This is a genomic window from Vibrio misgurnus, assembly GCF_029635775.1.
In the GTDB taxonomy this organism is placed as follows: Bacteria; Pseudomonadota; Gammaproteobacteria; order Enterobacterales; family Vibrionaceae; genus Vibrio; species Vibrio chanodichtyis.
Genome location: NZ_CP113241.1, coordinates 2,284,134 through 2,309,701, shown reverse-complemented (window position 1 = coordinate 2,309,701; position 25,568 = coordinate 2,284,134). Strand labels below are relative to the sequence as shown.

Below are 25,568 nucleotides of genomic sequence, written 5' to 3'. Positions count from 1 at the left end.
TAAGCTATCTAATCAAGGAGGCGTGAAGAAGTTGTGGGATTTTTGTGCAAAAAATACCCTTGCACCGAATAACGTTTGAGATATAATCGCCGCCCTTGTGAGCTGGCCGCAGGTCAATCACGTAAAATTTGAGTCGGAAGCGTGCTTCCAATTTGGGTTCCCTCGCCCCCAAACCAAACTAAAAAGGTACAGTATGAACCACTTTACCCCTGCGCAATTGCGCAAAGCCCTTGGCTATCTTGTTCTGTTTCACATCGTGATCATTGCTTCTAGCAATTATCTGGTGCAAATCCCGTTTACCATTTTCGGTTTCCACACTACGTGGGGCGCGTTTACTTTTCCATTTATCTTTTTAGCCACCGATTTAACGGTGCGAATTTTTGGTGCCGGATTAGCGCGTAGGATCATTTTTTGGGTGATGCTGCCTGCGTTGAGCGTCTCTTATTTACTGTCAGTGGTGTTCTTTGAAGGTCAATATCAAGGCTTTGCCCCACTCAGTGAGTTCAATCTGTTTGTGGCGCGTATCGCGATGGCCAGCTTTATGGCTTACCTGCTTGGACAGATTATGGATGTGCAGGTGTTTAACCGCCTACGGCAAATGCCGCAGTGGTGGATTGCGCCGACCTGTTCCACTCTGCTTGGTAATGCGCTTGATACCTTGGCTTTCTTCGCGATTGCTTTTTACCAAAGCAGTGACCCGTTTATGGCGGAGCATTGGATGGAGATTGCCTTGGTTGATTACAGCTTCAAATTGATCATTAGTTTAGGTTTATTTGTGCCTATTTATGGCGTGCTGCTCAACTACCTGATCAAAAAGCTGACCATGATCAATCAGCACTTCACTGCGGCAAGTGTTAAAGCTGCATAATTCAGCCTGTTAGAGCTAAAGCTCAAATATAAGCGGCAGAGCGAGGAAAAGATTAAACCCGGGAGAATTCAATCTCTCGGGTTTTTTTATGCTGGTTGAATCTCAGCGGCACCCGTTTATTCACCTTATGGATAAAAAGCTCGCGCGAAAGTGATTTGTTTGCATAAACTTTTCTTAGCCTGTCATCAATTAGTGCACAATGGGGGCACAAGATACTGGATGAAATCAGCCCTGCGGCCGGCTAATTTTGGTCAGGGCTGCATGAGTTGAGCAATATAATAAGTACAACCCAGTAATGGGTTAATAGTTGACTAGGAGGAAGAGTGGACGCGGTTACGATTAACAGTTTTTTCATGATAGGTGCCTTACTAATCGGTATCAGCGTACTACTCAGCCCTGTGTCATCAAAATTGGGGATCCCGATTTTATTGGTGTTTTTGGCGGTGGGTATGCTGGCCGGCGAAGATGGCATCGGCCAAATCGGTTTTGATAATTATCCGGTCGCTTATCTGGTCAGTAACCTCGCTTTGGCAATCATCTTACTTGATGGTGGCATGCGTACCCGGGTGGCTAGTTTTCGGGTCGCGTTTTGGCCTTCGGTCTCACTGGCAACCTTAGGTGTGGCGATCACCACCTTGCTGACTGGGTTGCTTGCGATGTGGTTATTTGATCTGAGCTTATTGCAAGGTGTGTTAGTCGGCGCGATTGTCGGCTCGACCGATGCGGCCGCGGTATTTTCACTGCTTAAAGGCCGCTGCCTCAATCAGCGGGTTGGTGCAACCTTGGAAATTGAGTCCGGAACCAACGATCCGATGGCGGTATTTTTGACCGTGACTCTAATCGCGGTGCTTGGCAGCCGCGAAGCCAATTTAAGTGCTGGTTTTTTATTGCTTAATTTCCTACAGCAATTTGGGGTAGGCGCGCTACTTGGTTTGGCTGGTGGTTGGATTTTGTGGTGGCTGATCAACCGTAATCAGTTGCCAGAAGGTTTGTACTCGATTCTGGCGGTGAGTGGTGGCTTGATGATCTTTGCCCTGTCTAATGCGCTGGGCGGCAGTGGTATCCTCTCGATCTATCTTGCGGGGTTGCTGCTAGGGAATCGGCCAACCCGTAGTCGCCACTCTATCCTCAACGTGCTTGATGGCATGACTTGGCTGGCACAAATTGGCATGTTTTTGGTGCTGGGGCTACTGGTTACACCATCGGAACTGCTGGAGATTGCACTGCCTGGTTTAGCGTTAGCGGTTGGGATGATCGTGTTGGCGCGCCCGATTGCGGTATGGATTGGTTTGGCACCGTTTAAAAGTTTTACCGCGCGTGAAAAATGGTTTGTGTCTTGGGTCGGGTTACGTGGCGCGGTGCCGATCATCTTAGCGGTATTTCCGATGATGGCCGGGCTGCCTAATGCTCAGCTCTATTTTAACCTCGCTTTCTTCGTGGTGATGGTCTCTTTGGTGGTGCAAGGTGGCACGCTGACTAAAGCGATGGCATTAGCCAAAGTCGAGCTGCCTCCTAAGCCGGAGCCGATTTCACGCACTGGGGTAGAAATTTATCCGACCAGCGAATGGGAGCTGTTTATCTACCAATTGAAAGCGGATAAATGGTGTATTGGTGAGCCACTGCGTAATCTGTTTATGCCGCAAGGGACGCGGATTGCCGCGGTGTTTCGCGATAATCAACTGCTGCACCCCTCCGGTAGTACCGAGTTGTGTGAAGGCGATACGCTGTGTGTGATGGCGCAAGAGCGTGATTTGGAAGCGTTGAGCCAGTTGTTCAGTGAGGCGCCGGAAAAAGCTTCGCTGGCGCGCTTTTTTGGTGACTTTTTCCTGGATATTGAAGCAAAGTTGCAAGATGTGGCACTGCTGTATGGCTTAGATTTAGGTGAGTTAACCGCCGAGGCGCAACTGAGCGATCTGGTGCTGGAGCATTTAGGCGAAACGCCAGTATTGGGCGATCACTTCGAGTGGCATGGTCTGCAATGGGTGGTCGCGGATGTGATTGATTGGAAGGTGACCAAGGTTGGTCTACGTTTACCGGCCGAGCAGCAGTTGATTGAAAACGCAGAGCAATAGCAAAATATGCTCAACGACTGAGCGAATCATCGCTTCGCTCAGTCGCAGGCCTCGGTTATCGGTTAACTGGCGAGATTAACCCGTGCTGAGTGAGATGGTTGATAAAAGGCTCTGCTGCCAAAAAGCCGGTAATGCGCGCATTTGGCATCGGTTCTCCCTGTTGATTCCAAAACTCGATGGTTGGCAATCCGAGCACGTTTAATGCGCTCAGCAGTTCAATATCGGCCGGCTGATTTTGGGTCACATCCGCTTGCAGTAAGACAAAATCATCCAGTTGATGTGAAACGGAGGCGGCGTGGAACGTGTATTTTTCAAACTCTTTGCAGGCGACGCACCAATCGGCATAGAAATCGAGCATCACTGGCTTACCCTGTGCTTTAGCACTGGCTAAAGCGGTTTCTAGCTGGTGTAGATTGGCAATCCGCTGAAACTGAATGGTGTTCACCGCTTGAGTCGGTTGGGCTGGCATCCACCAGCGATGTAACACCGGCTGCGCCGCCAGCACTAGCCCTAAAATTGCCACGATCCCGATTAGGCTCTGCTTCCAACTGCCCAATGCTAGGCTGTTTTTAACATGATATAACCAGCCAAATGCGGCAACGCCAAGCGCAGACCAGAGTAGGCTAGCCCACCACTCCGGTAAAATCCGCTCCAGCAGCAAGAGCGGTGCCGCGAGTAGCACGAAACCGAATAAGGTTTTCACGCGCACCATCCAATCGCCCGCTTTAGGCAGCAGTTGCTGGCCAAATACCGCAACCAAAATCAGTGGAATACCCATGCCAATCGCGAGAGCGTAAAGGGTTACCGCTCCTGTCAACCAATCACCACTTTGTGCCACATATAACAGAGCTCCAGAGAGTGGCGCGGTGGTACAGGGCGAGCAGACTAAACCAGAAATTGCCCCCATGCTGAACACGCCGAGCAGACGGCCGCCTTGCTGAGCATTACTCAGCGCATTGAGCCGTGTTTGTAGCGCGCTGGGCAGTTGTAAGTGGTACCAACCAAACATTGATGCCGCTAATGCGACAAACAGTAAGCTGAGCCCGATCAGCACATAAGGATGCTGCAGTGCGGCTTGGAATTGCAGCCCCGCCGAAGCCACCACTAACCCAAGTAAGGTGTAAGTGAGAGCCATCCCTTGCACGTAAACCACACTCAATAACAATGCGCGGCGTTGAGTGAGTTGCGTGCCGCCAAGCACAATGCTGGTCAAAATCGGGTACATCGGTAGCACGCAAGGGGTAAAGGCTAGGCCGATGCCGAACGCTAAAAACAGTAGTGGTGTCCACCAATTTTGCGCGAGCTGATCGGCAAGTGAACCTTGTATCGAGGTGGAGGAAGTCGCGTTGGAGGGTGACACTGGTTGGCTTGTCAACGGAGCGTTAAGCGCTGCAGTGTGGCTCGGCTCTGCGCTAAATGGCGCAATTTCGATCACTCGTGTTTCTGGTGGATAACAGAACCCTGCTTTAGCACAGCCTTGGTACTGGATGATCACTTTGCCACCGCTTTGGAAATCCGCTAATCGAAGTGGCACAGACAGAGGAGTGGAGTAGATCTGCACATCACCAAAAAATTCATCATGGTAAGGCTCACCCTCAGTCAGTGAGTACTCACCAAGCTGAATGTTTTCACCATGAATAGTGATCCGATCTTGATAAAGGTAGTAGCCCGCTTTGATCTGCCAATCAATAAAGAGGGTCGAACCTTGCTGGAAAGTATTTAACGGAAAGGCCTCATCGACCGTGACAAAACGGTTCTGGCTCGCCGTAAAACCGGCAGTATTGTTGGCGGCATTATTGCCAAACAGTGCCCAAGCCGGCTGAGTGAGTAGGGCAAATAGCAGCGAAAAATAGAGTAACAGTGTGCGCATGGGCAAAATCGTGAGTCATCATTGGCAACGGATAGTAACCTAATCAGACCGTAGGTTGTGTCAATAAGTTTCCATAACTTGAATACCGACAAGGGAAGTCGGTGACTTCCCTTGTGGTTTAGCGGTGTATTTTTACGTTTTGATCAATTATTGATGAGTTTTTCAAACACTGCCACTGACCATGCAGGTACTGAGAGTCGGTCGTTACTCACTTGTGCTATGGTACTACCATGTGCAATTGACTGTTGATTAAGTTTGGTTTGGATGTCATGCAGTTGATAACCAGTGGCATTAAAATTGGCGAACTCAGTGACTTCATTTGGGCTAGCGTTGATCACTACTACTAAACCTGAACGCTCAGGGTTAATAGTTGCATCATATTGCTGGTCTTGGTTATCAATGCTCATCACGATCACGCCAGGGATCTGCTTACTACCAGTGTTATGGAACTTGACTCGCTTAATGATCTCATCGCCTTTACCTAAGCTGAACAATGCTGAAGAGCTGCGCAGTTGCACCAGTTCATTAAAATAATTGTTCATGGTGCTAATCTCAGCAAGTTGAGGCTCAGCATTGGCACCAGCTTGAGCGATTACCGTTTCAATCATCGACCAGTTGCTGCCATCCTTGTCTTGACGTGGCAGCCCCACATTCCAGTTATTGCTCTGTTTGCTGAAATCCACGCGGTTATACCAATCACCAGAATCGTAGGAGTCACGTTCCATCGATTTGGAGCGCAGTAACTCGCTACCCATATGAATAAATGGTACACCTTGCCCGAGCACTGCAGTGGCTAAACTGACCGCTTGCATACGCACCCGAGTTTCTAGTGGTACAGTGTAGTCAATTTTGTACTGCTGAATATCCCATAGAGTTTGGTTATCATGCTTTGAGACATAGTTCTGGATTTCCCAAGCATCATCGGCATAACCGGCAGCTTGGCCGTTGTAATCCAGCTCCGAGCCTTTAATGGTTTTGTCCGTTTGGTCAGTAAAGGTGAAGGCTTTTAAATTGCCCGCCATGCCAAGGCGAGTTAAATCAGCCGAGTGCAGTGCATCGCTAAGCGTTTGGCTGCTCAAATCATTGGGTTGTACGTAAATACCATTACCCAAGCCTTGATTGCTGCGTAGGCTTGCTTCGCCATCAAATGGTCCACCACCGCGTACCGCATCACGCAGACGATCGGAGAATGAGCCAATCCCGCTTCCGGCTAGATTAGCCTGACTGGCTTGTTTGAATTGGCGATCATTTTCCACCTCGCCAAAATTCCAACCTTCGCCGTAGAAGTAAACATCCGGATTGATTTCACGAGCTGCATTTAAGGTGTTTATCATCTGATCTAATGGATGGTGACCCATCAAATCCCAACGGAAAGCATCGATTTTGTATTGTTCAACCCAAGTCCGAATCGAATCATCGATCAGCTTGGCAAACATACGATTTTCTGGAGCTGTGTTTGAGCAGCAAGTCGAGTTTTCTACCTGCCCACTCCACTCATTTAAACGTTGGTAATACCAAGGCACGATGCGATCGAGTACCGATTTATCCGAGATTCCCGCTTCGTTGGTATGGTTGTACACCACGTCCATCACTACATTCATGCCAATATCTTGCTTAATGGCCTGTACCATCTCGCGAAACTCTTTAATCCGGCTAACTCCGTCAGAGTCGGTAGCATAGGAGCCTTCAGGTACCGTGTAGTGGAATGGATCATAACCCCAGTTGAAGCCATCCACATCGCGAACATAGCTATTTAAGCGCTGCACAATCGCGTTATCTTTATGGTCTTGTTGCTGCAAATCCTCAAACACACTGTGCAATGTGCCGCTTGTGGCGCAATAGCTAGCCAAATCACTGTCGTTTTTGATCGTTGCGTTGAGGTCACATAAGCGGCTGAATGATGCCTCTAGATTAACCACTTGATTGGGATCTTCATTAATCGTTGCAATATCAAACACTGGCAGTAAATGCAGGTGAGTCACACCAGAGGCGGCTAGCTGTTTTAGGTGCAGCACTGGTTGGCTGTCGGAATCAGTAAACGCGGCAAATTTACCACGATGTTTTTCTGTTACTGTGTTATCAAGCGCTGAGAAATCACGCACATGCGCTTCATATAAAATAAAATCGGCACGCTCGGTTTGTGAATGCGGTGCAGCTAATGCATCCCAGTCTGCAGGTTTAAGATCGGCATGATCCAGATCGACCACCTGACTGTAGAGCGAATTGGTCGCTAAGCTCAGTGAGTAAGGATCGGTCACTTGATAGGTTTCGACTTTGTCGGTTGCTGGATGGTAAACCGTCACTTGATAACGATAGTAATCACCATGGGCCAGTTTAGTTGTAGTGATACTCCAACTGCCGGATTGGTCATCAAAGTTCATCGCAATCGGTGTTTGGGCTTGCTTATCTGTTCCATAAGGGATCAGTGACACGGTTTGGGCGGTAGGAGCCCATAAACGGAAGGTTGTGTTCTCAGAATTGATGATTGCCCCATATTCTAAACCACTCGCCGCATCAGCATACAGCGCATCGAGTGCACTGGCGGGTTGAACCTCGGTTGCTAACAGAACGCCAGTGGCATCACTAGCGACCAGTATCAGTTGCCCTTGCAGTAAGGTTTTGAGATCTAAACCTGCGGTCGCGAAATCAAACTCAAAGCCACGAAATGCCGAGGTTAAATGCGGTTTTTGCGTGTGCCACTCTGAGCCACTTGTGTTTTGTGAGGTGATCTGATGATCGGCATTGAGTACCGTTTTACTCGCGCTATCAAAATTGAGGTTACCTGCTTTTGAGTAATACAGCGTGACTGATGTGGCATCTAGATTACCGACCAGTAACGTCTGCTCATCGGCAAAAATAGCGCTGGCACCACTTAGCTCGACCTGATTTTGAGGCAACTGAGCTAACGGTTGATAATAAACTTTGTCCGTGCCTTTAAACACAAAACCAATCGGGCCAATTACGCCAGTCTTGCTAAATTCGAGTTTCAGATTCGCGGTTTGATAATCTCCGCTAGATTTGTTGTTGGGGATGACATTGATACAATTATCACTGCCATTCATCGGTAAATCCCAGTAAGGGCCATAGGTTTCACTGCGTCCAGTTGGAGCAATGCCCGGCCAAGCTGAGTCTTCGGCTGCATAGTTTTGACACTCACCTTCATTCCAAACATGTAGGGTAAAGATGTCGGCATCGCCATCTTGGGTATTGAGATAAAGGCGCGCGGTATTGCTAGTCAAAGAATCAATAGGGATCAGCTCCGGATAGACTGCGGCGATACCTTGCTGAGTGTAAACCGCATTGTCAGCCCCTAGCTGAGTTAAATCGATCTTAGCATCATAATCGCCGAGAGGTTTCTCACCATCAATCCGCGGGATAAAATTGATACACTGAGTGGCATCATTTACATGGTAAGACAATTGCCAATAGACGCCTGAATCGTCAACTCCAGTGGGGGGTAATCCTTTATCCCAAACAGAGGCATCTGGATTATTATCAGCATAGGCTGCACATTGTTGGTCGTTCCACACATACAGCGAAGCTTTACTGTAATCTGCGCCGCTACTGCTACGTAGTGCAGAGTTTGCTTGATAGTACACCTTGACTTGATTGGTCTGCGTGGTGGGTGGTGTGGATGTATCGCTGTCATTATTACAGCCGATCAGCAATGAGCTTGCCAAGAGCGGCAGCAAAGCTTGATTGACGCGTGAAAGTTTAAATATAGGACGGTTCACGTTTTGGGCTCCTTAGAATTATAAGTAGGGTTGTGCAACACAACAAAAAGGGTAAGGAAAGCTCAGGGATACCGATTGTGAGAGGGGTCAATAAAGATCTTTTAGAGAAGGAAAAAAGTATAGCAGGGGCCGCTGGTCACGGATGGTGGAATGAGAGCGAGTGAGATAGGGCACGGATTGTAGGTTGAAATATTGGTGATTTGAGCAAAAGTACCGATTGGGCGAATAGTTAACCATTGCCGAACCTGTATATCAGCAATCAAAAGTGTGATGTCGATGATGTTTGCTTGTAAAATGATTATTTGCGTGAATAAAGTTCGGCGATGTGTGGTTAAATAGGTTAGTTGACGATCAAAAAGGGAGCCGTAGCTCCCATGATTTTGCACTTAACCGTTAGATTAATAGAGGTTAGATAAATAGGCTACCGAACGCAAAGCCAAACGCCACGGCGCTGGCAATGGTGACCACACCAGGGATGAAGAATGGGTGGTTAAACACATATTTACCAATGCGGGTTGAGCCTGTGTCATCCATTTCTACTGCTGCCAATAAGGTTGGGTAAGTCGGCAGTACGAACAGCGCACTCACCGCCGCGAAAGAAGCGACTGCAGTCAGTGGTGCGACACCGATCGCTAGAGCGGCTGGCATCAATGCCACTGTGGTTGCACCTTGTGAGTACAACAGCATTGAAGCAAAGAACAGCACCATTGCCAGCATCCATGGATAGTCAGCCAGCAGAGTGCCTGCCACTTCCTTGATGCCATCAACGTGTGCGTTAACAAAGGTTGAACCTAACCAAGCCACACCGAGCACGCAGACACACGCGGTCATGCCCGAACGGAAAGTAGCAGCGGCTGGGATTTGTGCGGCGTCAATCTTGGTTAGCAGTACAATTCCCGCTGCGGCAGCGAGCATAAAGGTCATGATCGCTTCGTTTCGACCTAGTGCTGGGTTTTCGATCAGACCAACTGAGCTTGAAATCGCCGCGGCATAACACACCACCAGGATGATGGCTGTGATGAATACGTAAGTTGCCGTTTTCGCAGTCGGCAGGATCTCGCGTTTTTGGGTACCTGCTAGTTTGATCAGCCCTTGTTCCAGACGCTCTTGGTAAATCGGATCGTCTTTCAGCTCACTACCCATAAAGTTAGACACAAATGCACCCACCATACAGGCGGCAAAAGTAGTTGGAATACAGATTGCCAGCAGGGTTAAATAATCGACACCAAATGGAACTAACATCGCCGCAAACGCAACCACTGCGGCTGAGATCGGTGAAGCAGTAATGGCAATTTGTGAAGCCACGACCGCAATCGACAATGGGCGTGAAGGACGCACACCTTGACCTTTAGCAACTTCAGCAATCACCGGCAAAGTAGAAAATGCTGTATGTCCAGTACCCGCCATCAGTGTCATCAGGAAAGTAACAATCGGGGCGTAAAAGGTGATTCTTTCCGGATGTTTGCGCAGGAAGTTTTCTGCCAGTTGAACCAGCCAATCCATACCGCCGGCTACTTGCATGGCGGCGATCGCAGTGATCACTGACATGATGATCAGGATCACGTCGACAGGAATAAAGGCTTGTTTAGTTGGAACGCCTAGGATTAATGACAAGGCGATCACACCGGCACCACCGGCAAAACCAATGCCGATACCGCCAATCCGTGCGCCCAGGAAAATGAAGAGAAGAACAACGAGTAGTTCGACCCAAATCATAATGATTACCTCATGTAAAGATGAAAAAATTAGCTCAACACTCACACTACGAGCGTTCAAATAATCTTTTCATCATGTTATCCATCTGCTGAAGTTGCTGCGGTGTTAGCGTATACGATAGGTCTCACTCATTTGCCGCTGACTTGCAACCCTAGCCGTTGGAATTGGTTGAGTGACATGTGAAAAAGCCCCCAAATAAGGGGGCTTAACACGGCGATTATTCGTAACGTTTTGCTTTGTACTGAGGATGCATCAGGTTCTCAACAGAGAAAATATCATCCAATTGTTCTGCGGTAAGCAAACCGCGCTCCAGAACTACTTCACGTACGCTCTTACCGGTTTCGGCACAGATTTTACCCACAATGTCACCTTCATGGTGGCCAATGTATGGGTTGAGATAAGTCACGATGCCGATTGAGTTAAACACGAAGTTTTCACAAATCTCTTGGTTGATGGTGATGCCATCGACACACTTATCACGTAGATTGATACACGCGTTGGTCAGTAGAGAGATAGATTCAAACATCGCTTGCGCAATCACTGGCTCCATGACGTTCAACTGTAGTTGACCCGCTTCTGCAGCAAAAGTGATGGTGATGTCGTTGCCAAAGACTTTGAAGCAAACTTGGTTGACCACTTCTGGGATCACTGGGTTAACTTTAGCGGGCATGATTGAAGAGCCTGCTTGCATTTCTGGCAAGTTGATTTCATTGAGGCCAGCACGTGGGCCTGAAGAAAGCAGACGCAGATCGTTACAGATCTTCGACAGTTTCATGGCTAAACGTTTCAGTGCACCGTGGGTCATTACGTAAGCGCCGCAGTCTGAAGTCGCTTCAATCAAATCTTCCGCGGGTACAGTTTCAAGACCTGTCACTTGCGCCAAATATTTTACCGCAAGCTCTTGGTAGCCCGGTGCTGCGTTGAGACCCGTACCGATGGCGGTTGCGCCCAAGTTCACTTCCAGCAGTAGCTTAGAAGTGTATTGTAGCGCGCGGATCTCTTCATTCAGCGTGACTGACCATGCGTGGAACTCTTGGCCAACGGTCATCGGCACGGCGTCTTGTAGTTGAGTACGACCCATTTTCAGGATGTTTTTGTTCTCAATTGCTTTCAAATCAAACGCGCTTTTCAGGTATTCAACCGCATCAATCACTTTCAGGATGCTGTTGTAAACCGCGATCCGGAAACCAGTTGGATAAGCACAGTTAGTTGATTGGCTCTTGTTAACATGGTCATTTGGGTTAATAAATTCGTATTGACCCTTTTGCTTGCCCATTAATTCCAATGCCACGTTGGCGATCACTTCATTGGTGTTCATGTTGACCGATGTGCCCGCACCACCTTGGAAGACGTCTGATGGGAATTGATCCATGCATTTACCGGTTTCGAGGATCACATCACACGCTTGCAGAATGTAGTTAGCGACATCTTTTGGGATCACGCCCAGCTCTTTGTTAGCAAGAGTGGCCGCTTTTTTGGTCATTACCATGCCGCGCACAAACTCAGGAACATCTGAAATGGTGACATTAGAAATGTTGAAGTTTTCTACCGCGCGCAGGGTATGAATACCGTAATAAGCTTCCGCTGGCACATGACGTTGACCAAGCAGATCTTCTTCAATACGGGTGGCTGATGTTGCGCTGTTGAGCGCTTCAGATTGGGTAGACATAGAGGATCCTTAGATAATTTATCTAGTGAAAAAGCAAAATTAATAGCTATTTCTGTAACTTAAGAATCCATTCGTCAGAGTTTTTGCCTGGAAATCCGTCCTGACTTATGTGGCACATAATACTGTAACCACATATAAAAAATAGTAACTAGATCACTATTTTGGCTTTTATCCAGCCAAAGTGATACAAAGCTTCTACTAAACATTGTAGGTGACAATATTGCGTTTTGGCATAGTAAAGCACACACTTTTTTACACCCTCTCCGTTGGTGGTGAGGGTGGTAAGGCATACACTGGCAGCAAACCAAGGAGGCATTGTGTTCCCGATCTTACGGTTATTCTTTATTGCGATTCCTGTGCTTGAGATTGCGCTATTTATCCAAGTCGGTGATTGGCTTGGGCTATGGCCAACTATCGGCTTAGTGTTGTTGAGCGCCGTGGTGGGGGCATCACTGGTGCGCAGCCAAGGCTTGCAAACCTTATTGACCGTGCAGCAGCGTTTGGCGCAAGGGCAACTGCCCGCGCAGCAGATTTTAGAAGGGATGATGTTGGCACTGGCTGGTATGTTACTGCTGGTGCCGGGTTTTTTCACCGATATGATCGGCCTGCTGATTTTGCTGCCCGCACCACGCGCTTGGTTGGCTCAGTCAGTGATGAGCCGTATGGTGATTGGTCAGATGCACACCGGTCAGCCCGGTTTTCAGCAGACTAACCCATTTGCCGATCAGACACACGGCACAACCTATGATGGTGAATTTGAACGCAAAGATGATCAACCACCACCACGTTTGAAGTAAGGCATTGTGGCAATTGGCGGATTATATTGCGCCAGTAAAGCCCATTTGTCGCCACGCCTCAAAGGCAATAATCGCCACTGCATTGGAAAGATTGAGGCTGCGCGCTTCCGGCATCATCGGAATACGGATCCGTTGTTCAGCCGGTAAACTGGCGATGATTTCAGCCGGTAGGCCGCGGGTTTCAGGTCCAAATAACAGCACATCGCCGTGTTGGAATGTGGCATCCACATGAGGTTGAGTGGTCTTGGTAGTGCAAGCAAATAGCCGATAAGTGGCACGTTCACGCTGTAAATATTCAATAAAGGCCGAGTAATTTTGATGGCGCGTGACGCGAGCTAAATCATGATAATCAAGGCCGGCGCGGCGCACTTTTTTCTCTTCTAAATCAAATCCAAGCGGTTCGATAAGGTGCAAGTTAGCGCCACAATTGGCACATAAGCGAATGATGTTCCCAGTATTGGGCGCGATTTCTGGCTCATACAGAGCAATATCAAACATAACAATGACCCGTGAATGTAAAGAAGCGGCGAGTATATACGTAAACCCCGCCGATGTGCCGGATTACTCTCGGCTGTATTGCTATCTGTTGTATTACTAGCTGCTACATGACTTATATCGCGAGTGGCAAACTAAAGCACACTTGTAAGCCTCCCAACTGGCTGCGGGTGGCGCAGATCGTACCGCTGTGTTGGCGAATGGCACTTTCGGTGATGGCGAGCCCTAGCCCAGTGCCACCGCTGTGTCGATCGCGAGCGGTCGATACTCGATAAAAGGGGCGGAAAATATCCACCAACTCTTGTTCGGGAACGCCTGCGCCATCATCATCGACGCAAACCGTCAGTTGGTTATCTTGGATGTGAAATGCGACATGGATTTGTTGCTGGCCATAGTGAATCGCATTGCGTACCACGTTTTCCAGTGCACTCATCAGTAACTTAGGCGTGCCATTAATGGTGCGTTGCGGGATCGCATCAAAGGTGAGGGTTTTGTGCATTTGTTCCGCTTCAAATTGCGCATCTTTGAGTAGCTCTTCCCACAAACTGCTCAGCGGCTGCACTTCACGTAGTAAATGACCGTTGGTTTGCATGCGCGACAAAGCGAGCAAGTCGCCAATCATCTGCTCTAAACGTTGCGCCTCGGTATCAATCCGCTCTAACTCATTGCTGGTGCCAAGTTTACGCATCGCGAGGGCATTGGCCATTCGCAGCCGGGTGAGTGGCGAGCGCAATTCATGGGAAATATCAGACAATAGCCGCTGCTGGCCAGACACCATCTGATTGACCGCATCAACCATTTGGTTAAAGCTGCGTCCTGCCTGCTGAAATTCAGCGGTACCACGTTCGAGTTTCGGATCATGTACAAATTCGCCACGTGCGACCCGTTGTGCCGCTTGAGCCAAATTTTGTGCCGGTTTACTCAGCGCCCAAGCGAGCCATAGGAGCAGCGGTGTGCTGACTAACATCACCACTAACAGCAGTTGGATCGGTTTATCAAATAGGCGCAGTAAGAATGGTGGCGGTTCATCTGAGCGCATTCCCGCGTAAAGCAGTAGATCTTGCTTGGCGAGCCGGATGGGTACTGGACCGGCCAACATATAGCGGCCGTACAGTTGCTGCTGAGGTTTGTTGATCGATTCAATGCTGTACGAGAAATTTTGCAGTGCTTTAAGCCGAAAATCGGCATGTTTGGCGGTGGTGAGGACATTGCCCTCTAAATCGGTAACGAAGAAACGCGGCCGGCCATCGTGCTCACGTTGCAAGCTGCCTCGCCCTTCGAGCTGAAACAGAATCTTACTGAGATCGCTACTGTTGTGGTACTCCAACTCAAAGCGGGTTTTACTTTCGATTAAGCGTTGTAAAACCACCGGCGACAGATCGCGAGGTTTACGCGGATCAAGATGCGGCAACGTCAATACCGCAAATAGCACCAGCAACATAGTGAACCAAAAAATGGCGAAGATCCGCCCATACAAATTGTTGAGCTTGGGCAGTGGTAATGGTCGACGCATCATTCCTCCAGTACCATCAAATAGCCTCGTCCACGTAGCGTTTTGATCCGCGCTTTACCATCTGGGCGCTCTGGTAATTTTTTGCGTAAATTGGAAACATGCATATCAATCGCCCGATCAAATGCCGCTAGGCGTTTACCTAACACTTCAATGCTGAGCATCTCTTTGGTCAGCGTGGCTCCCGGTGCTTGGACAAAATGAGTCAGCAAAGCAAACTCGGTAGTGGTCAAATCGAGCAGTTGTCCCTGACAATACGCCTCCTGTTTACCGGGATAGACTTGAATGTCTTGACATTCGATTACATCACTAGCTTTAGGGGCTAGGGTATGGTGAGTACGGCGTAAAATCGCCCGGATACGCGCCAGTAATTCGCGATCGCTAAACGGTTTTGGCAAATAATCATCCGCTCCGAGTTCTAGGCCGATCACCCGATCAATCTCTTCGCCTTTGGCGGTCAGCATTAATACTGGAGTCGCCCAGTTTTCTCGTAGTCGTTTGAGGGTCTCCATACCATTCAGTTTAGGCATCATCACATCAAGCAGGATCAGATCGGTCTCATGGCTGACTGCCGCTAATCCGGCTTCGCCGTCATTGGCTTCCGAGACACTAAAGCCTTCGTACTGCAACACTTCGGTTAATAGACTGGTCAGTTCGCTATCATCATCGATCAGAAGGATATGTGCCATGTTTGCCTCGTGGATCACTGGTGCGGTGTATTCGGTTGATTGGCGACAGTTTATCTTGAAATAACAGGCCTCGTCAGTGCGCGGTCTGCGATTTACGATTCTTTACGCTGGCTATACATCACTTGACCTTGCAGGTTTTATGCTATGTTCATGCGCTGCCGAGCAGCCTGCTAATCTTAAATATGATGTAGAGGAATCAACAATGAAACTTGCCAAAAAAATCCTGTTAGCTGCGGCGGTATTCCCGCTCGTGTTTGGAACTAGCGCGGTATTCGCTTACGGTGGTCCCGCCAATCATAAAGGTGATGGCCCTTGTGGACGTGGTGAAGCGCGGCTGTGGAAACAGCTTGATCTGACAAGTGAGCAGCAAGCTCAACTGCAAAAGTTGCGTGATACCCATCGTGATGAGATGCGTAATACTCGTGATGATAAGCGTGCTGCGATGAAAGTGCTGCATGATCAGGAACGCGCTTTAGTGCTAGCGGCTGATTTTGATCAAGCCGCCGCTCAAAACCTAGCGCAACAGATGGTCGAGCAACAAGTGGCTCAGCGAGTTAACATGCTGCAGCATCGCCAACAAATGATGAATGTGTTGACCGCAGAGCAGAAAGCCAAATGGCAGACATTGCAGCAAGATCAGATGCAGCAGTGTCTGCAACAGGGTAATCATAAACGCAAGGCTCACTAATCGCCCGAGGATTGTGATGTGATCACTGGCTTTTAATCCTTGGTTTTTAACTATAAGGTAGCCTCAGGGCTGCCTTGTGGTGTTTGATTGCTCGGTTATATAATCGCCCATCTGAGTATTAAAATGAACCTGAAGGAAAACTGGTGATGAACAAGGATTATGCCCGCTTGGTCACGATGGCGGCATGGATGGCAACGACGATCGCAACCTTGTTATTAGTGGTCAAAGTTGGCGCATGGTGGATCACCGGTTCGGTTAGCTTATTGGCGTCGTTGATCGATTCACTGCTCGATATCGCCGCTTCGGTGGTTAATCTCATCGCATTGCGTTTTGCCTTGCAACCGGCCGATCATGAACATGCGTTTGGGCATGGTAAAGCCGAATCGCTAGCCGCGTTGGCGCAAGCGATGTTTATTTCCGGCTCTGCCTGTTTTTTGATCCTCAACGGCGTTGAGCGCTTTTTCCGTCCTCATGAATTAAATGCCCCTGAGTTAGGGATCTATGTCAGTGCCATTGCAATGCTGGTCACCTTAGCTTTAGTGCTATTTCAGCGTTATGTGGTGAAAAAAACCGGTAGCCAAGCGATTGCCGCAGATTCGTTGCACTATCAATCTGATTTATTAATGAATGCGGCGATTATGGTGGCGCTCGGTTTGAGTTGGTGGGGCTTTGGCCGAGCGGATGCGATTTTTGCGATTGGCATCGGTCTGTATATTTTAGGCAGTGCGTTTAAAATGGTACATGATGCAGTACAAACACTGCTGGATCGTAAATTACCGGATCAAGAACTGAAGCAGATCAACGCGATCTGTTTAAGCGTGGCGGGGGTGATTGGTATGCATCAGTTGCGAACCCGGATGTCTGGCCCGATCCGATTTATTCAATTGCATTTGGAATTGGATGACAATATTTCGTTACTCGAAGCTCATCATATTTCCGATCAGGTTGAGGATAAATTGCGTGCCGAATTTAGTGGAGCCGATGTATTGATTCACCAAGATCCGCATTCGGTGGTGATTGAAGCGGAACTTCGGCAAAAAATGGCCCAATAGCACGACAAACGGTTTAGGTTTGACTATCTTTTGCTCAGATTGGCAACCAACGTCAATCCTGACATGAATCAACACGTGAGCGCACAAAACTGTAATACTCTTACATTCGTAGATTACTTACACAATTTAGTGCAAATAACAGTAGTAATCCTAATCGGGAAAGGTAACATTACCGACAGTTTTTTTGGATTTTTCGGTTTGGTTGCCAGCAGCCAAACAGAGTAGAAATTGATATTCGATTTGCAAAGTTCGAGGGTGAGCATGATTAAAAAAATCGGTGTGTTGACCAGTGGTGGCGATGCCCCTGGCATGAACGCAGCTATTCGTGGCGTAGTCCGTACCGCATTGGGCGCAGGTCTAGAAGTGTATGGCATTTACGACGGTTATCTGGGTTTGTACGAAGATCGTATTAAGCCATTAGACCGCTCAAGTGTGTCTGATGTGATCAACCGTGGTGGTACTTTCTTGGGTTCGGCGCGTTTCCCACAATTTCGTGAAGTTGAAGTGCGTGAAAAAGCGATAGAAAACCTGAAAAAACACGGCATTGAAGCGTTAGTGGTGATCGGTGGTGACGGCTCTTACATGGGTGCGAAGAAACTGACTGAAATGGGTTTCCCATGTATTGGTCTGCCAGGCACGATCGATAACGACATCGCAGGTACTGATTACACCATCGGTTATCTGACTGCGCTCGATACTGTAATTGAAGCGATTGACCGTCTGCGTGATACTTCTTCTTCACATCAGCGTATTTCTATTGTTGAAATCATGGGTCGTCACTGTGGTGATCTGACACTGACTTCAGCAATCGCGGGTGGCTGTGAATACATCATCACTCCAGAGACCGGCTTGAACATGGAACAGTTGATCAGCAATATCCAAGATGGTATCGCTAAAGGTAAAAAGCATGCGATCATCGCCCTGACTGAGCTGATGATGGATGCGGGCAAGCTGGCAAAAGAAATTGAAGCGGCGACCGGTCGTGAAACCCGTGCTACCGTACTGGGTCATATCCAACGTGGTGGTAAACCAACCGCGTTTGACCGTGTATTGGCATCGCGCATGGGTAACTATGCAGTGCATCTATTGATGGAAGGCCACGGCGGCCGCTGTGTTGGTATCCAAAAAGAGCAACTGGTACATCACGATATCATCGATGCGATTGAAAACATGAAGCGTCCAGTACGCAGCGATCTATTCAAAGTCGCTGAAGAGTTGTTCTAAGCTGCACTGGCTGAGTAACAAACTCCATGGATAGATAAAAAAGACCGCTGAGCGGTCTTTTTTTATGTGCGTTTATTACACCTGTTTGGCGTTATAAAATGATGTCGCGCACTTGTGGGTCTTTACGCTCCAGATAATGGGTTGAGCGAATGCGACGAATGGTGCGGCAGCGACCACGGATCAACAGGGTTTCGGTGGTGGCAATGTTGCCTTGGCGGCTGATGCCATCCAGCAGATCGCCTTTGGTGATCCCAGTTGCAGCGAAAATGACGTTATCGCTGCGTGCCATATCTTCCATTTTTAGCACTTTACCTGCTTGTACGCCCATTTGTTGGCAGCGTTCAAGCTCTTGTGCCCCCCAAATCCGGTTATCTTCTGTATCACCTTTAACTTGGTGACGTGGCAGTAAGCGGCCTTGCATGTCGCCATCCAGTGCGCGGATCACCGCCGCTGACACCACCCCTTCCGGAGCGCCACCAATGCAGTACATCATGTCTACTTCACTGTCTGGCATACAGGTAAGGATCGACGCCGCGACATCGCCATCTGGCACGGCAAATACACGTACGCCCATCTGCTGCATTTCGGCGATCACATTATCATGGCGCGGTTTGGCTAAGGTAATCACCACCAATTCGTTCAGCGGTTTATTCAGCGCGTGAGCAACTTGGTGCAGGTTATCTTGCAGGGGCAAATTAAGATCAATGCAGCCTTTTGCGCCCGGGCCAACCACCAATTTTTCCATGTACATATCAGGCGCTTTGAGGAAGCTACCTTTTTCGCCTGCGGCTAAGACAGCCAGTGCATTGGATTGCCCCATCGCGGTCATGCGGGTACCTTCAATCGGATCGACGGCGATATCCACCGCATCACCGCCAATTCCCACTTGCTCACCAATATAAAGCATCGGCGCTTCATCAATTTCGCCTTCACCAATCACGATTTCACCGCTGATCTCGGTTTGATTGAGCAAAATACGCATCACTTCTACCGCTGCACCATCGGCCGCGTTTTTATCACCACGTCCTAACCATTTATAGCCTGCTAGTGCGGCACCTTCGGTGACGCGGGAAAAAGCCATTGCCAAATCGCGTTTCATGCTTGCTCCAAACTCAAGAGAGAAAATCTGCGCCGGATTCTACCATAGTCTAAAGTAATCGTTTGCTTTTTGCGGTGGTCAGCCTTTGCCTTTGATCAAAAACCGACTAAAAAAGTCATCATAGGCTCAAGTCCGTGCAGCTAGCCGAGCGTGAGTACGCGATTAAGTTAAGCCAAGGTCAAATTGCGCGTTTTTTTTAACCAAATAGTAAAAAGATCCCACTTAGGAGGTGTTTCTAAGCACAGGGCTGAGTAGAATGATCTCAATCAGTGAAGTTGACTTCACCTTAACCGGATCAACAAAGGTAAAACACCATGTCTTTTGAAGTATTAGAAAAACTCGAAGCAAAAATTCAAACTGCAGTCGACACGATTGCGCTGCTGCAAATGGAAGTTGAAGAGCTGAAAGATGCCAAGCAACAACTCCAAACGGAAGCTCAGCAACTGCGTGATATTCGTGATGAGTTAGAGCAGCGTGCTCAGCAAGTTGAGCAAGAGCATACGGCGTGGCAAGAGCGCATCCGTAGCCTGCTTGGCAAAATGGAAGACGTAGAGTAACTCTGCCGTTATCGCATAAAATCGCATACGCCGACCACTGGGTCGGCGTATGCGATCTTGTCACGGAGCATCGGCTTAGTGACTGGGTATAGCTTTAATTACTGATTACCACTTTAATTACTGGGCACAGCTTGACGCTGGCGGTCTGACCCCTAAAGTGTGGCAGAGCGCGTAAGTCATTTCGGCGCGGTTTAAAGTGTAGAAATGGAAATCTTTCACCCCTTCACGCGATAGTACGCGTATCATATCAATCGCTTGACTCACACCAACCAACTGACGAGTGACTGGATCCTCTTCCAATCCGGCAAATTGTTTTACCATCCAGTTGGGTACTTTGACGTGGTTTTGTGCCGCAAAGCGTGCTGCTTGCTTAAAATTAGATACTGGTAGAATACCGGGGATAATTTCGACCTCAATACCCGCTGCAACGCTGCGATCCCGAAAACGCAAGTAGCTTTCCACATCAAAGAAAAATTGGGTGATGGCGCGGTTGGCTCCTGCATCTACTTTGCGTTTTAAATTGAGTAGATCCGCCTGCGCACTTTTTGCTTCAGGATGCACTTCAGGAAAAGCGGCCACTGAAATATCGAAATCGTGGCGCGATTTGAGCAGCGCCACCAGATCGGCGGCGTACATATCCGGCTGGCCACCATTGGCTGGAATATCACCGCGCAGAGCAACAATATTTTGAATACCGTTATGCCAATAATCATCCGCAATTTGGATCAGTTCATCGCGTGTCGCGTCAATGCAGGTGAGATGAGGAGCAGCAATTAAACCGGTTTGATCTTTGATGGCTTTGATGATCGAATGGGTACGATCCCGCTCGCCGGAATTCGCGCCATAAGTGACCGAGACAAATTTGGGCTGGAGAGTTTTTAGGCGCTGTACTGAATCCCACAGTGTTTGTTCCATTTGTGCTGAACTCGGGGGGAAAAACTCAAATGAGACATTGATATCGGACAGTTCGGCAACGTTCCGGTTTAAGGCATCGATATGGCTGGCGTGTGTGTATCCCATCTTGTACTCCCTGTGACGAACCTGTCACTGCCTGAATTCAAATTTACGTTTAGACGTCCATATGGCTGTAGCTTGTCGTGAATGAGGCTGGATGTCAACGCTACCAGTATGAATATTATTCATGTTGTAGCTGAATGGGATTCAAGTTGGTGGTTAAGTGGTCGAGGTTTGGTTGGGCGATGTGGAATGCGAGCGGCGCTTCATCATCAGCAGCGAGTGGCCAAACCTAGTGCTAAAAGTTAAAGCTCGCCAAAGCGACGAGCTTTAGATGTGGCTACAGCAAGCTGGCGAGTAGATTGAGATCGGATTGAATCGCACCTGCGGTGACTTCCCGCCCAGCGCCAGGGCCGCGGATCACCAGTGGATTATCGCGATACCATTTACTTTCAATCGCGAAAATATTGTCGCACGGTAGCAAGTTGGCTAACGGGTGATCTTGCTCAAGCGCTTCGACGCTAACGCTGGCTTTGCCATTTTTTTCCAATCTGGCGACATAACGCAGCACTCGGCCCTGTTTCTGGGCGCGGGCGAGGCGCTCTGCGAGCTGTTGATTGAGTAATTGGCCGTGATCGAAAAACTCATCCAGCGACACTGAGCGCAGCTCCTCTGGCACTAAGGATTCAACTTTGACACTGTGCGGCTCAATTTCTAAGCCAGATTCACGGGCGAGAATTACCAGTTTGCGCATCACATCCGAGCCATCCAGATCGCGGCGCGGATCCGGTTCGGTTAAGCCTTGTTGCCAAGCCAAATCGACCAATTCGCTAAACGGTAAACTGCCATCGTATTGTTGAAACAGCCAAGAGAGGGTGCCGGAGAAAATCCCCGACAGCGCCATGATTTCATCGCCACTTTCCCGCAAATCGCGCACAGTGTGGTTAATCGGTAAACCGGCACCTACTGTAGCGTTATACAGCCAGTGGCGACCGATTTTGTGAAACGCATCTTTCACTTGATAGTAGTAATTACCGGGAGCAGAGCCGGCCATTTTATTGGCGGAAATCAGGTGCCAGCCTTGCTCCGCGATGGCTAAATAGTGCTGGGCCAATTCTGCGCTGGCAGTGACATCAATGACCACTGCTTCATCGTAACCTGTTAATTTACCCAGTTGGCTGAGCCAGTTTGCGGCCAGATTTGGCTGCGCTTCGTCTTGAAAGCGGTTGGCGACTTGGCTGGGATCGATGCCTTGTTGGTTAAACCAGTAGGTTTGGCTATCGACCACAGCGACCAGTTCAAAACTCATGCCGTGGCGCTGTTCCAGTTTCTGTTTCTGTTCGGCAAACAGTTTAAGCCAGCTTGAGCCGATATTGCCTTTACCGCACAGCGCAATCGCGACCCGTTTTTGTGCTTGGAATAGTTGATTATGCAGGCCATTGACCAACGGATTCAGTGGGGTTTGGCGCAGCACGGCGACTAAGCTGAGGTTGGATTCCGATGCGCTGATAAACTCAACCGGTAATGCGCTCAGTTGTTGGTAGAAACCGTAACAATGGTTGGGGTTTTTGGTTACGCCAGCCCCTACTGCCGCGACTAAATGGTAGCCGGCTTTGAGGGTCAGTTCGGCTGGGTAATTAGCCGCTTGCAGTGCAGCCACCACACCAGGAGCAATTTCGGCGGTGTAAGCTAAACGTAAGCGGTATTGATCGGGCTGCGCCTCATAAGTGAGCGGTTGCAGTTGAATGCGTTGTAAATGTTGCAGCATCTCTTCTTGTAGGCGTGGTACATCATGTTGATGAGTAAAACTGAGTTCAAGCAGTAACACATCATCCAATGAGGTGACGATTTTTGCGCCGCGTCCTGAGGCCAGCACCCGCTCAATGCGGGTCGATCCGGATTCGGCTTGATGGCTACAGCGCAGATGCAACTCCATGGTGCTGTGTGCGACAGGTTGTAAGGTACGGCTATGCAGTACTGGTGCAGCCAAACGCGCTAGCTCATTGGCTTCATCGAGCCTGAGCAGCGGAAGTAAGCAGGCGTCACTCACTATGTGTGGGTCGGCACTGTATACACCTGCGACATCACTCCAGATGGTGACTCGCGAAACCTCGGCTAAAGCACCAATCACCGTGGCCGAGTAATCGGAACCATTGCGGCCGAGTAGTACGGTTTCCCCCTGGTCGTTTTGGGCCATAAAACCAGTGATCACAATTCGCCGCTGGCTATGTTGCGCCAATACCGCTTTGAGCAGAGGGTAAGAGCGGGCGCGATCAACTTCTGGTTGGGTGCCAGCTTCAGCACGTAAAAAGGCACGCGCATCTTGCGCTACCGCTGGCAGCGCTTGCTGATCGAGTAAGGCGGCCAATAAACGTGCTGACCACAGCTCTCCGTGGCCAAGCACCCAAGCGTATTGGGCGCTGGTGAGTGGTGCACGCAGCTCTCCGAGTACGCTGATCTCTTGGCGTAATTGGTTTAATAGCCGTTCCGCCGTCGGCGCGGCAAGCAGCTTGGTGATCAACTCCGCTTGATAGTGGCGCAAACCTTGTAGGGTTTCGTGGGCAACTCGACCATCTTTACTCAGTGCCTGCACAAAACTGATCAAACGGTTGGTGGTTTTGCCAGCGGCCGATACGACCACCAAATCTTCACTTTTTGAGTAACTTTTCAGAATGCTGGCGACGCGCAGATAACACTCTGGGTCGGCAAGGCTACTGCCTCCAAATTTATGCAACTGACGGGCGTGAGTCATACGCGGGTCTCCTTAAGTGATGGAATTAGCTTGCTGAAAGGCTTGATCAAGATCGGCGATCAAATCGCTGCTCTCTTCTAGACCGATTGAGAGGCGCAGCAGTTGCTGAGAAATGCCCGCTTCCGCTAGGGCTACCTCGCCCATTGCCCGGTGAGTCATTGAGGCTGGGTGACAGATCAAACTTTCGACCCCGCCCAGTGATTCCGCGAGTGAAAACAGTGTCAATTGACCAACAAAGCACTTTAATTGTGCCAAGCTGCCGGCAAACTCAAAACTGAGCATGGCGCCAAATCCAGACTGCTGCTGTTTGGCTATTGAATGGCCAGCGTGGCTCGTTAGGCTAGGGTGGTAAAGTTTGCCCACCAAGGGTTGGCTGTGTAGATAGGCTAAAATGTGCTGGGCATTCTCTTCATGTTGGCGCATCCGCGCGCCTAGAGTACGCAGACCACGCAGGGTCATGTAACTATCAAAGGGAGTGCCTGTCGCACCTAAGCAATTACCCCACCAAGCCAACTCGGTGGCGTGCTGCGGATTTTTGCAGATCAACACTCCGCCAATCACATCCGAGTGACCATTGATGTATTTGGTGGTGGAGTGCAGGACAAAATCAGCGCCTAAGGCGAGTGGTTTTTGCAATATGGGGGTCAAAAAGGTGTTATCTACCGCCACCAAAGTGCCTTGCGCTGCGGCCTGTTGGCACAGATGGGCAATATCCACCACCCGCAGCAGAGGGTTGGAAGGCGTTTCAATCAACAGTAATTTAGGCTGACGAGCTAACGCTTGGGTGAATGCGGCTTGGTCGGCTTGATCGACAAATTGCACTTGGAAATCGCCTTTTTTGGCACGGGTATTCAGTAAGCGATAAGTGCCGCCATAGCAGTCGTGAGGAGCGATGATCAGATCTTGTGGGCCGAGGAAAGCGCTTACCCATAAATTGATGGCTGAAGTACCACAGTTGGTGACAACCGCACCCGAGCCACCTTCGAGCTCGGATAAGGTTTGTTCCAGTAAACTACGGTTCGGGTTGCCAGAACGGGTGTAATCGTATTGCGGTACTTCGCCAAAGGCGGGGAAACCGTAATTGGTGGAAAGATAGATCGGCGGTACAACCGCATGATATTGAGTATCCGATTCGATTCCGGTACGCACCGCAATCGTGGCTGGTTTGCGTGTGGTCATAGCATTTCCTTGCTGACTATTCTGTCCTAGAGAGCCTCATCATACCGCCTCGACGCAGAAAGCGGCAGCGGAATGGTGAAAGTACCACCCCGCTGAGTTTCGGTTTGATGACCGGCGATTTATTATGCGCTACTTTACTGCTCTTAATTTGAGACGTCAATACATCTAGATGTCTATATGTCTTTGCTTATGGCAGTAAATGCCGCTAAAATTGAGGCCTTTGAAATTTCGATTCGAACCAAAACAACGAAGGTGCGCAATGGCAGACTGGGATGGCGAATACATCAGCCCCTATGCAGAGCATGGGAAAAAAAGCGAGTTGGTAAAAAAAATCACGGTATCCATTCCGCTCAAAGTTCTTAAAGTGCTTACTGATGAGAGAACACGCCGTCAAGTGAATAACTTACGTCATGCAACCAACAGTGAACTGTTATGTGAAGCTTTCTTGCACGCCTACACTGGCCAGCCGCTGCCGACCGATGAAGATCTACGTAAAGATCGTCCGGATGATATTCCGAGTGAAGCGAAGCGCTTGATGACCGAAATGGGCATCGCGTTCGAATCTTATGATGAGTGATCGATCGGCCACTGAATACGCGTAAGCGCACGATAGTCGTGATCAAAAAGCCCCTCGCTTGAGGGG

19 protein-coding genes are annotated in these 25,568 nt (G+C 49.1%); 8 read left to right on the top strand and 11 right to left on the bottom strand.

Features of this window, described 5'->3' with window-relative positions; all coding sequences use genetic code 11:
- Nucleotides 1–193 precede the first annotated feature (193 nt).
- Complete coding sequence (locus OOK74_RS10590; protein ID WP_166014129.1) at nt 194–868, top strand: 7-cyano-7-deazaguanine/7-aminomethyl-7-deazaguanine transporter; 675 nt, start codon at nt 194–196, stop codon at nt 866–868.
- Between the two features lie 323 nt (nt 869–1,191).
- The gene (locus OOK74_RS10585) at nt 1,192–2,940 is read left to right on the top strand and encodes a potassium/proton antiporter (RefSeq protein WP_278182767.1); all 1,749 of its coding nucleotides are present in this window, start codon (nt 1,192–1,194) and stop codon (nt 2,938–2,940) included.
- A gap of 55 nt (nt 2,941–2,995) precedes the next feature.
- Here OOK74_RS10585 and OOK74_RS10580 read toward each other — a convergent pair whose 3' ends face one another.
- From OOK74_RS10580 to aspA, 4 genes are all read right to left on the bottom strand, one after another.
- Nucleotides 2,996–4,810 (bottom strand): protein-disulfide reductase DsbD, encoded by a 1,815-nt coding sequence (locus OOK74_RS10580; RefSeq protein WP_277207016.1) that lies wholly within the window; start codon nt 4,808–4,810, stop codon nt 2,996–2,998.
- Between the two features lie 143 nt (nt 4,811–4,953).
- On the bottom strand, nt 4,954–8,544 hold the full coding sequence (pulA, locus tag OOK74_RS10575; protein WP_278182766.1) for a pullulanase-type alpha-1,6-glucosidase: 3,591 nt from the start codon (nt 8,542–8,544) through the stop codon (nt 4,954–4,956).
- A 408-nt stretch (nt 8,545–8,952) separates the two neighbouring features.
- Nucleotides 8,953–10,260 (bottom strand): anaerobic C4-dicarboxylate transporter, encoded by a 1,308-nt coding sequence (locus tag OOK74_RS10570; protein ID WP_274722563.1) that lies wholly within the window; start codon nt 10,258–10,260, stop codon nt 8,953–8,955.
- 217 nt (nt 10,261–10,477) lie between these two features.
- Nucleotides 10,478–11,929, bottom strand: coding sequence for an aspartate ammonia-lyase (aspA, locus tag OOK74_RS10565; RefSeq protein WP_274722564.1), 1,452 nt, complete (start codon nt 11,927–11,929; stop codon nt 10,478–10,480).
- A gap of 317 nt (nt 11,930–12,246) precedes the next feature.
- On the opposite strand from aspA, the gene OOK74_RS10560 reads away from it, so the two are divergent.
- Nucleotides 12,247–12,726 (top strand): FxsA family protein, encoded by a 480-nt coding sequence (locus OOK74_RS10560; RefSeq protein WP_278182765.1) that lies wholly within the window; start codon nt 12,247–12,249, stop codon nt 12,724–12,726.
- Nucleotides 12,727–12,747: 21 nt separating this feature from the next.
- Here OOK74_RS10560 and trmL read toward each other — a convergent pair whose 3' ends face one another.
- The 3 genes from trmL to OOK74_RS10545 form a co-directional block, all read right to left on the bottom strand.
- Entirely contained in the window at nt 12,748–13,224 is a 477-nt protein-coding gene (trmL, locus tag OOK74_RS10555; RefSeq protein WP_278182764.1) for a tRNA (uridine(34)/cytosine(34)/5-carboxymethylaminomethyluridine(34)-2'-O)-methyltransferase TrmL, read from the bottom strand.
- A gap of 112 nt (nt 13,225–13,336) precedes the next feature.
- Nucleotides 13,337–14,734 (bottom strand): envelope stress sensor histidine kinase CpxA, encoded by a 1,398-nt coding sequence (gene cpxA, locus OOK74_RS10550; RefSeq protein ID WP_278182763.1) that lies wholly within the window; start codon nt 14,732–14,734, stop codon nt 13,337–13,339.
- On the bottom strand, nt 14,734–15,420 hold the full coding sequence (locus OOK74_RS10545; RefSeq protein ID WP_278182762.1) for a response regulator: 687 nt from the start codon (nt 15,418–15,420) through the stop codon (nt 14,734–14,736). Before OOK74_RS10545 ends, cpxA begins: the two co-directional genes overlap by 1 nt.
- Nucleotides 15,421–15,622: 202 nt before the next feature.
- Between OOK74_RS10545 and OOK74_RS10540 the strand changes: the two genes are divergently transcribed.
- The 3 genes from OOK74_RS10540 to pfkA all read left to right on the top strand — a co-directional run bounded on the left by OOK74_RS10540 (nt 15,623) and on the right by pfkA (nt 18,384).
- A complete protein-coding gene (locus OOK74_RS10540) occupies nt 15,623–16,108 on the top strand; it encodes a CpxP family protein (protein WP_278182761.1) in 486 nt (161 codons plus the stop codon).
- Nucleotides 16,109–16,254: 146 nt separating this feature from the next.
- Nucleotides 16,255–17,160 (top strand): CDF family cation-efflux transporter FieF, encoded by a 906-nt coding sequence (gene fieF, locus OOK74_RS10535; protein WP_278182760.1) that lies wholly within the window; start codon nt 16,255–16,257, stop codon nt 17,158–17,160.
- A 261-nt stretch (nt 17,161–17,421) separates the two neighbouring features.
- The gene (gene pfkA, locus OOK74_RS10530; RefSeq protein ID WP_166014141.1) at nt 17,422–18,384 is read left to right on the top strand and encodes a 6-phosphofructokinase; all 963 of its coding nucleotides are present in this window, start codon (nt 17,422–17,424) and stop codon (nt 18,382–18,384) included.
- Nucleotides 18,385–18,475: 91 nt separating this feature from the next.
- Here the strand turns inward: pfkA and glpX are convergent, their stop codons facing one another.
- Nucleotides 18,476–19,483 (bottom strand): class II fructose-bisphosphatase, encoded by a 1,008-nt coding sequence (gene glpX / locus OOK74_RS10525; protein ID WP_277207023.1) that lies wholly within the window; start codon nt 19,481–19,483, stop codon nt 18,476–18,478.
- Between the two features lie 314 nt (nt 19,484–19,797).
- On the opposite strand from glpX, the gene zapB reads away from it, so the two are divergent.
- The gene (gene zapB, locus OOK74_RS10520; RefSeq protein WP_166014143.1) at nt 19,798–20,040 is read left to right on the top strand and encodes a cell division protein ZapB; all 243 of its coding nucleotides are present in this window, start codon (nt 19,798–19,800) and stop codon (nt 20,038–20,040) included.
- Nucleotides 20,041–20,157: 117 nt separating this feature from the next.
- On the opposite strand, the gene metF is transcribed toward zapB, so the two are convergent.
- From metF to OOK74_RS10505, 3 genes are all read right to left on the bottom strand, one after another.
- Complete coding sequence (gene metF / locus OOK74_RS10515; RefSeq protein WP_274722572.1) at nt 20,158–21,060, bottom strand: methylenetetrahydrofolate reductase; 903 nt, start codon at nt 21,058–21,060, stop codon at nt 20,158–20,160.
- A 274-nt stretch (nt 21,061–21,334) separates the two neighbouring features.
- Nucleotides 21,335–23,746, bottom strand: a complete 2,412-nt coding sequence (locus OOK74_RS10510) for a bifunctional aspartate kinase/homoserine dehydrogenase II (RefSeq protein ID WP_274722573.1) — start codon at nt 23,744–23,746, stop codon at nt 21,335–21,337.
- 12 nt (nt 23,747–23,758) lie between these two features.
- Complete coding sequence (locus tag OOK74_RS10505; protein WP_274722574.1) at nt 23,759–24,925, bottom strand: O-succinylhomoserine (thiol)-lyase; 1,167 nt, start codon at nt 24,923–24,925, stop codon at nt 23,759–23,761.
- Between the two features lie 259 nt (nt 24,926–25,184).
- Here OOK74_RS10505 and metJ point away from each other — a divergent pair, with 259 nt between their 5' ends.
- A complete protein-coding gene (gene metJ / locus OOK74_RS10500; protein WP_166014147.1) occupies nt 25,185–25,502 on the top strand; it encodes a met regulon transcriptional regulator MetJ in 318 nt (105 codons plus the stop codon).
- The last annotated feature ends 66 nt before the right edge of the window (nt 25,503–25,568 follow it).

Bases quoted from the DNA above. Each gene is read 5' to 3' on its own strand.
- OOK74_RS10590 (WP_166014129.1), top strand. From the start codon at position 194: ATGAACCACTTTACCCCTGCGCAATTGCGCAAAGCCCTTGGCTATCTT.
- OOK74_RS10580 (WP_277207016.1), bottom strand. From the start codon at position 4,810: ATGCGCACACTGTTACTCTATTTTTCGCTGCTATTTGCCCTACTCACT.
- OOK74_RS10570 (WP_274722563.1), bottom strand. From the start codon at position 10,260: ATGATTTGGGTCGAACTACTCGTTGTTCTTCTCTTCATTTTCCTGGGC.
- aspA (WP_274722564.1), bottom strand. From the start codon at position 11,929: ATGTCTACCCAATCTGAAGCGCTCAACAGCGCAACATCAGCCACCCGT.
- trmL (WP_278182764.1), bottom strand. From the start codon at position 13,224: ATGTTTGATATTGCTCTGTATGAGCCAGAAATCGCGCCCAATACTGGG.
- cpxA (WP_278182763.1), bottom strand. From the start codon at position 14,734: ATGCGTCGACCATTACCACTGCCCAAGCTCAACAATTTGTATGGGCGG.
- OOK74_RS10545 (WP_278182762.1), bottom strand. From the start codon at position 15,420: ATGGCACATATCCTTCTGATCGATGATGATAGCGAACTGACCAGTCTA.
- OOK74_RS10540 (WP_278182761.1), top strand. From the start codon at position 15,623: ATGAAACTTGCCAAAAAAATCCTGTTAGCTGCGGCGGTATTCCCGCTC.
- fieF (WP_278182760.1), top strand. From the start codon at position 16,255: ATGAACAAGGATTATGCCCGCTTGGTCACGATGGCGGCATGGATGGCA.
- pfkA (WP_166014141.1), top strand. From the start codon at position 17,422: ATGATTAAAAAAATCGGTGTGTTGACCAGTGGTGGCGATGCCCCTGGC.
- glpX (WP_277207023.1), bottom strand. From the start codon at position 19,483: ATGAAACGCGATTTGGCAATGGCTTTTTCCCGCGTCACCGAAGGTGCC.
- zapB (WP_166014143.1), top strand. From the start codon at position 19,798: ATGTCTTTTGAAGTATTAGAAAAACTCGAAGCAAAAATTCAAACTGCA.
- metF (WP_274722572.1), bottom strand. From the start codon at position 21,060: ATGGGATACACACACGCCAGCCATATCGATGCCTTAAACCGGAACGTT.
- OOK74_RS10510 (WP_274722573.1), bottom strand. From the start codon at position 23,746: ATGACTCACGCCCGTCAGTTGCATAAATTTGGAGGCAGTAGCCTTGCC.
- OOK74_RS10505 (WP_274722574.1), bottom strand. From the start codon at position 24,925: ATGACCACACGCAAACCAGCCACGATTGCGGTGCGTACCGGAATCGAA.
- metJ (WP_166014147.1), top strand. From the start codon at position 25,185: ATGGCAGACTGGGATGGCGAATACATCAGCCCCTATGCAGAGCATGGG.